This window comes from Beijerinckiaceae bacterium, from assembly GCA_004564215.1.
In the GTDB taxonomy this organism is placed as follows: Bacteria; Pseudomonadota; Alphaproteobacteria; order Rhizobiales; family Beijerinckiaceae; genus Methylocapsa.
The window spans coordinates 263,141-276,014 of record CP024846.1 but is presented as its reverse complement, the minus strand read 5'-3'; the positions used below and the strand labels follow the sequence as shown (position 1 = coordinate 276,014).

Annotated in this window: 10 protein-coding genes; 2 read left to right on the top strand and 8 right to left on the bottom strand. The window is 59.6% G+C overall.

Annotated elements, in window-relative coordinates:
- Nucleotides 1–16: 16 nt before the first annotated feature.
- Entirely contained in the window at nt 17–2,497 is a 2,481-nt protein-coding gene (locus tag CU048_01185; protein QBR70120.1) for a two-component sensor histidine kinase, read from the bottom strand.
- A 242-nt stretch (nt 2,498–2,739) separates the two neighbouring features.
- Here CU048_01185 and CU048_01180 point away from each other — a divergent pair, with 242 nt between their 5' ends.
- The gene (locus CU048_01180; protein QBR72559.1) at nt 2,740–3,948 is read left to right on the top strand and encodes a lytic murein transglycosylase; all 1,209 of its coding nucleotides are present in this window, start codon (nt 2,740–2,742) and stop codon (nt 3,946–3,948) included.
- Here the strand turns inward: CU048_01180 and CU048_01175 are convergent.
- The 7 genes from CU048_01175 to CU048_01145 form a co-directional block, all read right to left on the bottom strand.
- A complete protein-coding gene (locus CU048_01175; GenBank protein QBR70119.1) occupies nt 3,926–5,089 on the bottom strand; it encodes a tRNA guanosine(34) transglycosylase Tgt in 1,164 nt (387 codons plus the stop codon). The two genes, CU048_01180 and CU048_01175, sit on opposite strands and share 23 nt — an antisense overlap.
- Nucleotides 5,086–6,186 (bottom strand): tRNA preQ1(34) S-adenosylmethionine ribosyltransferase-isomerase QueA, encoded by a 1,101-nt coding sequence (locus tag CU048_01170; GenBank protein ID QBR70118.1) that lies wholly within the window; start codon nt 6,184–6,186, stop codon nt 5,086–5,088. The genes CU048_01175 and CU048_01170 overlap by 4 nt, the downstream gene beginning before the upstream one ends.
- 102 nt (nt 6,187–6,288) lie before the next feature.
- A complete protein-coding gene (locus tag CU048_01165) occupies nt 6,289–6,744 on the bottom strand; it encodes a peptidylprolyl isomerase (protein QBR70117.1) in 456 nt (151 codons plus the stop codon).
- 583 nt (nt 6,745–7,327) lie between these two features.
- Nucleotides 7,328–7,885 carry a peptidylprolyl isomerase gene (locus tag CU048_01160; GenBank protein ID QBR72558.1) on the bottom strand — a complete coding sequence of 186 codons (558 nt, stop codon included), beginning with the start codon at nt 7,883–7,885 and terminating at the stop codon, nt 7,328–7,330.
- Between the two features lie 51 nt (nt 7,886–7,936).
- Nucleotides 7,937–8,431 carry a pantetheine-phosphate adenylyltransferase gene (locus CU048_01155; GenBank protein QBR70116.1) on the bottom strand — a complete coding sequence of 165 codons (495 nt, stop codon included), beginning with the start codon at nt 8,429–8,431 and terminating at the stop codon, nt 7,937–7,939.
- A gap of 51 nt (nt 8,432–8,482) precedes the next feature.
- Nucleotides 8,483–9,520, bottom strand: a complete 1,038-nt coding sequence (locus CU048_01150; GenBank protein QBR70115.1) for a ferredoxin--NADP(+) reductase — start codon at nt 9,518–9,520, stop codon at nt 8,483–8,485.
- Between the two features lie 88 nt (nt 9,521–9,608).
- Nucleotides 9,609–9,929: a 2Fe-2S ferredoxin gene (locus CU048_01145; GenBank protein ID QBR70114.1), complete on the bottom strand. Its 321-nt coding sequence runs from the start codon at nt 9,927–9,929 to the stop codon at nt 9,609–9,611.
- A gap of 302 nt (nt 9,930–10,231) precedes the next feature.
- Here CU048_01145 and CU048_01140 point away from each other — a divergent pair, with 302 nt between their 5' ends.
- Nucleotides 10,232–12,754, top strand: a complete 2,523-nt coding sequence (locus CU048_01140) for a DNA ligase-associated DEXH box helicase (protein QBR70113.1) — start codon at nt 10,232–10,234, stop codon at nt 12,752–12,754.
- The last annotated feature ends 120 nt before the right edge of the window (nt 12,755–12,874 follow it).

The following is a 12,874-nucleotide window of genomic DNA, read 5'->3' as shown; positions in this document are numbered from 1 at the left end:
TTTTGGGCTCCCTATTTTAGTTCAACTTGGCATCTTGTGCCGGAAAGATGCAAGTCACGGTCGTGCCTTCGCCTGGCGCCGTATCGATCTCGACTCGCCCGCCATGCAGTTCGACGAAGGAGCGCACGATCGAAAGACCCAATCCCACGCCGCGGTGACGCGTCCCCGTCGTATGGGTTTTGAATCGGTCGAAAACATGTTCGACGATCTCCGGGGGAATGCCGCGGCCCTTGTCGCTGACCCTGAAGAGGATTTCCCCATTTTGACGCGTTGCGGCAAGATCGATGGTTTGGCCAGGCGCCGAAAAGCCGATGGCGTTTGAAAGCAAGTTAAAAAGGATTTGGCGGATTCTCTTGCCGTCGGCAACCAGCGAGCCGATGCCCTCCGTGATCGCGACGTGAAGGTCGAGAGAGGAATCGGTGAGCCTGTCCTGGACGCCTTCCGCCGCGGCCTTCATGGTCTGCGCAATATCGATTTCCTCGCACGAAAGCTCCATCGCATCCGCGTCGATCGAGGCAAGATCAAGAATATCATTGATGATGGCCAATAGCGCCGAAGAGGAACTCTTCACATAGCCGGCATATTCGCGTTGCTTGTCGTTGAGCGGGCCAATCGACGGATCATCCAGAAGCTGGATGAAGCCGATGATATTGGTGAGAGGCGAACGCAACTCGTAGGAAACATGATGGACGAAATCATTGCGCAGTTTTTCAGCGTCGATGAGGGCCTGGTTGCGTTCGATCAGCGCGCGTTCGACATTGACGCTCGCGGTCATGTCAATGAACGTTAGAAGCGTGGCGCCATCGGGAAGCGGCGCCGCCGCGCAATCGAGCACGGACCCGTCCAAGCGTGCCAGCCGGCGTTCGAAACCGATCCGTCTGTCCGGCAAGCCGGCGACGACCGCGCGCAGCGCATCCCAAGCCTCCTGATCGGCGAATAGGGGGGCACAGATCAGGGCCACGCGATCAATATGCGGCCGGTTGTCGAGATCGCTGGGATTGAGCGTCCACATGTTCGCGAAGGCGGGGTTGAACAATTTGAGACGGCCGTCGCTGCCGAACACAGCGACCCCTTCCTTCAAGGCGTCGAGGGTTTCGCTCTGCACCCTGACCGAGGCATTGAACTGCGAAACGAGGTGATACCGCTCGGTGACATCGTCGAAGAGATAGGTCACCCCACCTTGTGGATTGGGGCTGATGACCGTGCGCAGCGTCCGCCCGTCCGGCAAAAACCAGACCTGATCGTCGGTTTCGATCGATTGGTAGACAGTCAGGAGACCTTCTTTCCAGGCCCGGAAGTCCGCCTGTTCGGGCAACAGCCGCGCAGCCCTAAGCCGGTCGAGAATCTCCGAATCGGTCGGCTTTTGGTCGAGCCAGACTTGATCAAGCGCCCAAAGCTGACGGTAGGCGGCATTGTGGAAAACCAGCTGTTTGGCGCCATCGAATATGGCAACCCCCGTCGAAAGCTGGTCGAGTGTGCGGGCATGCGCCTGCATCTGGCGATCGAGAGCCGCGCGCATGAATTCGATTTCGGACACATCTGCGGCCATTCCGACCGAACCGAAATCCGCTGGGGCGTCGACGATTTCGAGCATCCGGCGTTCCCCGGCGACGACGGCCGGTGCGCGTCCCCGCCAGACCTTGCCATTGGCGCGCGTCCCCTCGCTTGCCTGGCGGGCTTCGCTTTCGATCAGTTCGATGCCGCCCGTAACGGCGCCATTTGGGTCCTTGGCCTCGACCGCGCGGGCATAAGCGGCGTTGACCCAGCTCAGCCTGTTCTCACCGTCCCGAACCCACGCCGGATTGGGGATCGCGTCGAGCATTGCCCGCAAGGCATTGAGTTCCTGGCTGGCGCGCGCCTGAAGCTCCTGAAGACGGATGACCTCGAGGCGATCGCTCGATACGTCGCGGATCCGCAGGACGGCGAGGCCGCTCACGGGTCGCCCTTCAATTTCGAAATGCCGCCCGTTGAGGTTGGTCACAGTAAAGCGGAACGATTCTCCCCGGGCGCGCAGGCTTGCGACGGAGCCCTCGACGGTTTGCGCAGTCTCCGGCGCCAACCAGGATCCAAAGACGAGTACTTGTCCCGGATTCGATCTATCCGCGACAAGCCCGAGATCGCCTTCTATTTCGGGCTCCTCCCGCGAGCCCACCCAGCTTATGATGGTCTGCGTTTCTGCCCTAAGAAACAGCTTGGCGCGGTCGAGCTTTTCGCGCAGTTCGGAAAGCTCAAGATGGCCCTCTGCCTCTCGTTGAATCCTGCTGTGCTGGGCCGAAAGATACAAAAGTGCGGCGACCATCGAAATAAGAATGAGCCCGGCGATCAAGGCCAAGCCGACCACACCCGCATGGTCGCACAGACCGGCAACAAACCGGCTTTTGTCGAGGTTCTGAGCGGCGGCGGGCGAGGCCATCGGGAAACCGAGGCAAAGTCCGGCGGCAACGCTGCCCCCGCGCTGCGCCAATCCCGCCTTCCCTTGGCGCCAACGCCAATGCATCCACGCCTCTCGAAACGGCCCGACTCAAAGATCTAAAGAGCGAATCCGCCAACTTTATGCGAAAGCCAAGTGAATCGCGACCCAGTTGAATTGTTGGATCCGACCGTCACAATTGCCGCAAAAGGTTAATGCCAGCCGTTGGAAGATTTTGTCTGGTTAACTGGCAGGGTTGCTATTTTGCCAGAAATTGGCTGCATATCGTTAAGATGCGGCAAATTAAGCAGATCCTTTGCGTCCTGTGGATGATAACGTTTGCGCTTTGCGCGGCGCCCTCCTCGGGCTTGGCGCTCGATCCGACAAGCACCGCGCCGGCAGGCTCCGAGGCAGGGTTTCGCACATTTTTGCAAGCGCTCTGGCCCCTCGCTGAAGGCAAAGGGGTCAAACGGGCGACTTTTGATCTGGCTGTGGCCGGGCTGACGCTGGACCCTTCGACTCCCGCCGCCTCGAACCAGCAGGCAGAATTCGACAAGCCGCTGAAATCCTACCTCGACGAGGCTGTTTCTCTCCGCCGAATCGCGCGCGGCCGCGAATTATTCTTGGCATTGCAGGAGGCTTTGAAGCGGATCGAACAACGTTTCGGCGTGCCGGCCGAAATTCTTCTCTCGGCCTATGGCATCGAGACCGATTATGGGCGGGCGAAGGGCGGCAAGGATGTCATCCGCTCGCTGGCGACCCTGGCTTACCAGCGGCAAGACCGGCCGATCTTCCGCGATGAGCTGATCGGGGCGCTGATCCTTCTCGACAAAGGCAGTGTTGCCCGCGCGATCATGAAAGGATCCTGGGCCGGCGCCATGGGAGGCCCGCAATTTCTGCCGACGGCATACCTCAAATATGCGGTCAGTTATGATGGGGCGAGCTTCGCCGATATTTGGGAAAAGCCCCTCGACGCTCTGGCCTCGATCGCCAATTTCCTGGTCCAATCGGGATGGCAACCAAATCTTCCCTGGGGGGTGGAAGTCGTCCTGCCGGAAAATTTCAGCTTCGCCTCGCTGCACGGAAGTTTTGCGGCCTTTGCGGCGCAGGGCGTGCGAAGCGCCAATGGAACTCCGTTTCCGCAAGGAGAGGCAACCTTGTTCCTGCCGTCCGGCGGGGCCGGGCCCGCCTTCCTCCTGTCCTCCAATTATTGGATTCTGAAAGCTTACAATAATTCAGATTCCTATGCGCTTTCGCTGTCATTGCTCGCGGATCGAATCAAGGGGCGACCCGCTCTGCATGGTCATTGGCCGCAGGGCGAGGTTTTTTTGAGCCGGACACAAAAAACCGAAATCCAAAAGCAACTCGAAAGGCTTGGATTTTATCGGGGGACATTGGATGGGCGGTTCGGCCAGGCCTCGCGCGACGCCATCCATGATTTTCAGATCGCAACCAAAGTCCGTCCGGCGGACGGCCACACGACTCCGGAGCTATTGAATCAACTTGCAGCGGAAGTCAGTCGGCGGCCTGGCCAATGATTCCTCGCATCGCATTCTCGGCTGTTTCTTCCGTTTGCCATGCGGCTTTCGTCTTGGCGCAAAATGGCTCGAACTGCCCCGCGGCAATGGCGCCGCGCATGTCGGCCATCAGATCTTGATAATACGCAAGATTGATCTCGGTCAGCAGCATCATGGCGAGAATCTCGCCCGATTTCACGAGGTGATGCAAATAGGCGCGGGAGTAGGTTCGCGCGGCGGCACAAGAGGATAGCGGGTCGACGGGGGCCGGATCCTCGGCGTGGCAGGCGTTGCGCAAATTGAGCCGCCCCGACCTCGTATAGGCAAGTCCGTGGCGACCCGCCCGCGTCGGCATCACGCAATCGAACATGTCGATCCCGCGCCGCACGCTTTCCACAAGATCGTCCGGGGTTCCGACCCCCATGAGATAGCGGGGTGCGGCCGAAGGAAGCCAAGGCAAAACACAATCGAGCATGGCGAGCATGATCGCTTGCGGCTCGCCGACCGCGAGGCCGCCCACAGCGTAGCCATCGAACCCGATCTCGGTCAGCGCTTTGGCGCTTTCCACCCGCAGGGGCTCCACGGCGCCGCCCTGAACGATACCAAACAAGGCCCGGCCTTGTTTGGCAACGAAAGCCGCCTTCGAGCGCTCCGCCCAGCGCAGCGACAAGAGCATGGCCCGACGCGCTTCTGATTCCTCGCAGGGAAGTTTGACGCATTCGTCGAATTGCATCTGAATATCCGAGCCGAGCAGATCCTGAATCTCCATGGACCGTTCCGGCGTCAAAACATGTCGAGCGCCGTCCATATGGGATTGGAACGTCACGCCGTTTTCGTCGAGCTTCCTGAGCTTGGCGAGGGACATGACCTGGAAGCCGCCGGAATCGGTGAGAATCGGCCAAGGCCAATTCATGAACTTATGCAGGCCGCCCAGCACCGCGATCCGCTCGGCACCTGGCCGAAGCATCAAATGATAAGTATTGGCGAGCACAATGTCGGCGCCGAGGTTTTTGACCGCCTCCGGATGCATCGCCTTGACGGTCGCGGCCGTCCCTACCGGCATGAAGGCTGGCGTGCGGATCTGACCGCGCGGCGTCGTGATCATCCCCGCGCGCGCATCGCCGTCCTGGCTTGTCGCCTTGAAATGAAAAGCCTCTGTCACCCGCTGACCCTCCTCGCGCCCTCTGGAAAGAGAAGACAAGCATCACCGTAGCTATAGAAGCGATAATTTTGCGCGATTGCATGGGCATAGGCCGCCCGCACGGTCTCGAGCCCGGAGAAAGCGGCGGCGAGCATGAACAGCGTCGAGCGTGGAAGATGAAAGTTGGTCAGCAGCACATCAACTGCCTTGAACTCATATCCGGGGGTAATGAAGATCGCAGTTTCCCCCGAAAACGCTTCGATCCTGCCGTCCTGACGCGTTGCGGATTCCAAAATTCGTAGGCTAGTCGTGCCAACCGCAACCACTCGTGCTCCGGCGGCACGCGCCTTGTTCAGGGCGGCGGCGGTTGCGGCGGAGACCTCGCCCCATTCGGAATGCATTTTGTGGCCGGTTGTATCCTCAGCTTTGACCGGCAAAAAAGTGCCCGCGCCCACATGCAAGGTCACTTTCTCAATTGCCACACCGCGCGCGGTCAGGGCCGAGAGGAGCCGCGGCGTGAAATGAAGGCTCGCCGTCGGCGCTGCGACCGCTCCTGGGCGGCGTGCAAACAAGGTCTGGTAATCCTGGCTATCTTTCGAATCGGTTGGCCGGCGCCCTGCGATGTACGGGGGCAAGGGCATTTGTCCGATATGGTCGATGGCTTCGTCGAGCTCCGCACCCGAGAGCGCGAAGCTCAGCAAAACTTCGCCCTCGTCCCCCTTCTCGGCGATCTCGGCATCCAGCGACGGACTGGCGCCGAGGCTATCTCCGGGCGCCAAAAACCGGACCGTTTCACCGCGCTTCAGCTTTTTGGCCGGTCGGACGAACGCGCGCCATAGGGCTGGTCCCTCGCGCTTATGCAGGGTCGCCTCGATCCCGGCGGTGGCATCTTCGCGTGTCCGAAAGCCCTCAAGCCGCGCCGGGATCACCTGCGTATCGTTCACGACGAGGACGTCGCCTGGCGCCAATAGCGCAGGCAAGGCGAGCATGCTGCTATCTTGAACTGAGGGCGAGTCCTGCGGGCGGACGATAAGGAGCCGCGCCGTGTCACGGGGGTCTGCGGGACGCAGGGCGATGCGATCAGGCGGCAGCTCGAAATCGAAGAGATTGACACGCATGAATGAGTTCATTGCCGGCGTGCCGCCCGCAAGTCCGTGATCGTGTTGGGGGCGCAGTCACACCGCCGCGCCGCCGAGGCCCCGAGTTAAGTCTTGCAACCGTCAGCTGAGGGTCGCCCTCAGGATCTTGTCGGGATCGCGCACCGGCTCGCCGCGTTTGATCTTGTCGACATTTTCCATGCCCGATGTGACCTTGCCCCACACCGTATATTGCTTGTCGAGAAAACGGGCGTCGTTGAAGCAAATGAAGAATTGAGAATTGGCGGAATTCGGATCCTGGGCGCGTGCCATGGAACAGGTGCCGCGCACATGCGGTTCGGCATTGAACTCAGCTTTGATATTGGGATATTTCGAACCGCCGGTTCCCGTTCCATGCGGGCATCCCGTCTGGGCCATAAAACCGTCGATCACCCGATGAAAGACCACCCCATCGTAGAATTTTTCAGCAACGAGCTTCTTGATATGCTCGACATGGCCGGGCGCGAGATCCGGCCGCATTTCGATCACCACAGGTCCTTGCGTGGTTTCCAAGGTGAGGGTCTTACCCGTATTCGGCATTGAAAACTCCTGCCTGTGTTTTGATAAGCTTCGGCTCGAAAAGCGGCGGCTCAAGCGGTGAGGCTAGCTATTTGGTCGGGTTGCCATAGCCCATGCCCGCGCCGAGGTAAACAGCACGTCCGCCATTGCCTCTAAAATCGCGGAGCGACAGCGACAGCGACAGCGAGGCGACGCTAATATCGGGAAAACAAAATGTCCCTGCGCATCTACTGGCGGATGCGCAGGAACCTCGACAATGGGCTTGCTAACCGGCAATTGCACTTAAGGCGTAAGTCCGCCAGCACCTCTAAGAACCACCGCTCGCGGCCGGGCCGGAGGCCTCCCCGGAGAGCCGCTTCGCACCCAAATCATGGCGCGACGGGCGACTTAAACCTACTCGAATCGACAGGCGCCTCGCAAGTATTGAGGAGGGCCTTCGGGGCAGCATTGTTTGTTGCGCGTATTCGAGAAACGAGCCTAGATCCAAGTCTAAAGCGGCAAGGGCAAAGCTGTTCGTCCGCCACAGGACAAAGTTGCAAATTTTATGACGAAGCGTTGCGTTTCGTGATGGCGGAATCGCAACGCATTGGCGCTGAGCCCGAAGCTATTTTTTGCCGGCTGTCGCGTCGGGTGCCATTTGCATTTTTACGATTTTGTCGGGGTTGGAGACCGAACCGTTCTCGTCCTTGGAACCCTTCTTGATCTTGTCGACGACATCCATGCCGGAAACCACTTGACCGACCACGGTATATTTATTGTTCAGGAACGACGCATCGCCAAAGCAGATGAAGAATTGCGAGTTGGCCGAATTCGGATCCTGTGAGCGCGCCATGCCGACAGTGCCGCGTTTAAAGGGCTCGCTCGAAAACTCGGCGGGGATGTTGGGGAGGTCGGACTTTCCCGTCCCGGTTCCAGTCGGATCTCCGGTTTGCGCCATGAATCCATCGATCACGCGATGGAAAACGATTCCATTATAGAAGCCGCGCTTCGTTAAGGCTTCAATCTGGGCAACGTGTTTGGGAGCGAGGTCAGGACGAAGCACGATGGTGATCCGACCGTCCTTGGTGTCGAGGTAAATCGTGTTAGCCAGATCTTGCGCCGGCGCGGCCGGGACCGCATTGGATACCATGGCTAATCCCAACCCCAAGGTCAGGCCAATCATCATCCGTCGAATCATCATGCGGTTGAATCCTTTTCAATAACAGCCGGCCGTTCAAGTCACCCGCCGCTTGGCGAGCGCATCGGCGACCACGGGAGGTACAAAAGCCGATACATCGCCGCCGAGGCCCGCGATCTGCCGAACCAATGTCGCGCTAATATGACGGACTGCGGGCGGAGCCACGAAAAACACCGTTTTGATCTCCGGTGCCATCACGGCGTTGGTGCCCGCCATCCGCATTTCATTGTCGAGGTCGGTCCCGTCCCGCAGGCCGCGCACGATCAGTTTGGCGCCGGCAGCGCGGGCAGCCTCCACCGCCAGGCCGGAGAAGGTCCTGACCGAAAGCTTGCAGGACCGCGCCGCGAGAGCGCTTCCACAGGCGTTTTCGATCAGATGGGCCCGCTCCTCCGGGCTGAACATCGGCGTCTTGCCGGGGTGGACGCCGATCGCCACAACGAGTTCGTCGCAAACCGATGCCGCGCTTTCGATCACCCCGATATGCCCATTGGTCAAGGGATCGAAAGATCCTGCATAGAGTGCGACGCGCATTCCCTGCCCTCCGGTTTCAAGCCTGAAGCATCAGCCTCTGGAGGAACTTATTCAATTCACGCCAAGCTTCTTCTGGAGGCTGGACGACGAGGTTGTGTATTGGAATGTCAGGCGCTTTTCCGGATAGATGTAGCGATGGGCTTTCTGAGCCGCCAGCGCGCCCTCGTGAAAGCCGCATAAGATTAGCTTAAGCTTGCCTGGATAATAGTTAATGTCGCCGATCGCGAAAACGCCCGGGATATTGGTCTCGAACGTCGCGGTATCGACCGGCACCAGATTTTCGTGTAGGTTGAGACCCCAATCGGCAACCGGGCCGAGTTTCATGGTGAGCCCAAAAAACGGGATCAGCCGGTCGCACGCGATCTCATGCGTGGCCCCGCTGGCATGTTTGAACGTGACCGAGGTGAGGTGACCCGCGTCGCCATGCAGTTCGGAGAGCTGACCGATCTGCAAATCCATCCGCCCCCCGGCGACCAGTTCGCGCATCGCATTGACCGAATGCGGCGCGCCCCGGAAATCATCGCGGCGATGGACCAAAGTCAGATGCTTGGCGACCGGCTGCAAATTGAGCGTCCAATCGAGCGCCGAATCGCCGCCCCCGACGATCACGACATGCTTGCCGCGAAAATCCTCGATCTTGCGCACAGCGTAGAAAACCGAGTTTCCTTCATAGGCTTCAATATCCGCAATCGGCGGCTTTTTAGGCTGGAACGATCCGCCGCCCGCCGCCACAATCACGACCTTGCATTCGAAGCTTTGCCCTCCGCTAGTCCGAACCCGGAACAAGGGCGCCTCGGCGGTCCCCGAAACTTCCAGCCCCTCGACCATTTCGCCATAATGGAAGGTCGGGTGAAACGGCTCGATCTGCTGCAGCAAAGCATCGACGAGTTCCTGGCCCGATATTTTCGGAAAACCGGGAATGTCATAGATCGGCTTTTCCGGATAAAGCTCGGCGCATTGGCCGCCGGGTTTCGGCAGGATGTCCACCAAATGGGCCTTGATATCAAGGAGCCCCAATTCGAACACCGCGAAGAGGCCAGCCGGCCCCGCGCCGACGATGAGCACGTCGGTCTTTATGCTTTCACTCATGCCTTGCTCCGAAATCTAGCTAAAATTGATCTGGCTGCGCCGATTGTCGTCGAATTGCATCATGGGCGTCGAAGGCGGCAAATGTGCCCTAGCCTTGGCGGTCCGGGGTTGTAACGACAAGCCCGTCGAGTTCCGGCGTGACGATGATCTGGCAACACAGCCGCGAATTGGGCTGAACCTTATAGGCAAAGTCCAGCATGTCTTCTTCCTGGTCCGACGCTTTTCCGGCGAGATCCAACCATTTTTCGTCAACATAGACATGGCACGTCGCACAGGCGCAGCCGCCGCCGCATTCGGCGGTGATCTCGGGAATATTGTTGCGGATGGCGTTTTCCATCACGGTCGCACCCTCTTGGGCCTCGATAGTCCGGGCTTCGCCGTAGGAATCTATGTAAGTAATTTTGACCATGGATCTCGCATATTCCTTCGCGGTGGCCGCGCAGAGCCCAAACGAACGCAGTTTTCTTGGGTGAGGGCCTAAGCCTATATTTACGGTAGTTTCTATAATCAAGTGCCTGGATAATGAACAGGGTCTTCGCTTCAGCCCGGCCAGCCTCCGCCGCGCGCCGCCGTCATCGTTGGGAAATTGTTTGTCTTTTCAGGGCGAAGCGGGCCGAAAGTTGAGCATTGATCCGGCAAGCCGCAGCATCGGACTTTGAATTAAAACCTGTAAAATCGCAGGCAAAGTCCGCTGTTTGACCCTATATCAACATGGTGCGACGCTCGCCTTCCACCGATCTCTTGCTGCCGGAGCGTTTTGCGCGCTGGTTTGCCGCGCGCGGCTGGGTGCCGCGCCAGCACCAGCTCGACCTCCTGCGCCTGGCCCGTAGTGGAAACAGCACCCTTCTCATTGCCCCAACGGGCGCCGGGAAGACCCTCGCCGGATTTCTTCCGACGCTGGTCGATCTCGAACAGAAGAAAAATCAAAGTGGCCTTCATACGCTCTATATCTCGCCCCTGAAGGCGCTGGCCGTCGACGTCGAACGCAATCTTAAGATACCGGTGCAGGAAATGGGGCTATGGCCCCGAATTGAAACCAGAACCGGCGACACATCGGCTTCCAAGCGCCAGCGCCAGCGCCGGTCTCCGCCGGAAATCCTTCTGACCACCCCTGAGCAGCTTGCCCTGCTTGTCGCCAGCGCCGACGCACGGCATCTCTTTGCCACGCTTCGCTATGTGATTTTCGATGAATTGCATGCGATCGCTGCTTCGAAGCGGGGTGATCTCTTGAGCCTCGGCTTCGCCCGCCTGCGTGGGATTGCGCCGGGCCTCACGGCCATCGGCCTTTCCGCCACGGTGCGCGACCCGGACGAGTTGCGCGGCTGGCTGGTTTCCCAAACATCAACCAACTCCCTCGCAAAGCTCGCCCTAGCCCCGCCCGGCGCGCCGGCTGAAATCTCGATCCTCGATACCGCCGAGCATTTGCCCTGGGCCGGACATAGCGCCCGCCATGCGCTCTTCGAAATTTACCAAAGGATCAAAGCCGCGCGGATGACGCTTATTTTCGTCAATACGCGCGCGCAGGCGGAGTTTGTGTTTCAGGAGCTCTGGCGGCGCAATGACGACGCATTGCCGATTGCGCTCCATCATGGCTCGCTTGATGTGGCGCAGCGCCGCCGTGTCGAAGCCGCGATGGCGGCAGGAAAATTGAAAGCGGTAGTTTGTACCTCGACGCTCGATCTCGGCATCGATTGGGGCGACGTCGATCTTGTCGTGAACATCGGCGCGCCGAAGGGCGCAAGCCGTCTCGCGCAGCGGATCGGGCGCGCCAACCATCGCCTTGACGAGCCTTCCCGCGCACTGCTGGTGCCGGCCAATCGTTTCGAGGTGCTCGAATGCCATGCCGCGGTGGAGGCCGCGCGGAAGGGCGCGCAAGATACAGCGCAAGCCCGCAGCGGTGCCCTCGACGTGTTGTGCCAGCATATTTTGGGCATGACCTGTGCCGAGCCCTTCGACGAAAGGGAGCTTTTTACAGAGGTGACAAGCGCCCTGCCCTACGCCGCACTCGACCGTGCCACCTTCGAGGCGGCATTGAGGTTTGCCGCAACCGGCGGCTATGCACTTTCGACCTATGAGCGCTTCGCCAAGATCAAGCGCATGAAGGACGGCCGCTGGCGAATCGCCAATGGGCGCGCAGCGCAAGCCTATCGGATGAACATCGGCACGATCGTCGAGGCCGACATGCTGAAAGTCCGGCTCGTGCGAGGCGGCTCGGCGGCTTCGGCCTACACCGGGCCGCTGCGCCGGAGCGGGCGTGTGTTGGGCGAGATCGAGGAATATTTTATCGAAATGCTGGCGCCCAACGACACGTTTTTGTTCGGCGGCGAAATTCTGGCGCTTCAGGGTGTTGTCGAGAACGAGGCTCTGGTTGCGCGAAGCTCGTCAGACGCGCCCAAGATTCCGTCCTATGCGGGCGGCAAATTTCCGCTTTCAACCTATCTCGCGATGCGGGTGCGCGAATTGCTCGCGATGCCAGCCGAATGGAAGCATTTGCCGGGGCAAGTGTCGCAATGGCTGCGATTGCAAAAACTTCATTCGGCCTTGCCGAAGGTCGATGGTCTGCTCGTCGAAACCTTTCCGCGCGGCCAGAGATTTCATATCGTTGCCTATCCCTTTGAGGGCAGGCTTGCGCATCAGACGCTCGGAATGCTGCTCACGCGTCGGATGGAACGTGCTGGACTAAAACCACTCGGCTTCGTCGCCAATGATTATGCGCTGTGCGTCTGGTCGCTGACCGATATCGGCGCCTTGTTCGAAAAACATCCCAAACATCTTGCGGATCTTTTTGGGCAAGACATGCTCGGCGACGATCTTGAGGAATGGCTGCAAGAGTCCGCCTTGATGAAGCGAACGTTTCGTAATTGTGCGATCATTGCCGGCTTGATCCAGCGGAATTTTCCGGGCCGCGAAAAGACCGGCCGCCAAGTGACGATCTCGACCGATCTCATTTACGACGTGCTGCGGAAACACGAACCGGATCATATTCTTTTGCGCGCTGCACGAGCCGACGCGGCAACAGGTCTCCTCGACATCGAGCGTCTCGGCGCGATGCTCGCGCGTGTTCAGGGCAAGATTGCTCACAAGGCGCTCGACCGTGTGTCGCCCTTGGCGGTTCCGATCATGCTCGAAATCGGCCGCGAACCTGTCTATGGCGAAGCGCGGGAAACGATTCTTGCCGAAGCCGCCGAAAGCCTTGTCGAGGAGGTGATGGGGCAGCTGGTACCGCGGCCATAAATCAGTACTCGGTTCTCAAATTATGCGCATTGAGAACCTGTTCAAAAGCTCGCACGGAACCCAAGCCCTCACCCTGAGGAAGCCCGAAGGGCTGTCTCGAAGGGCGAGGGCGCCTCGGTC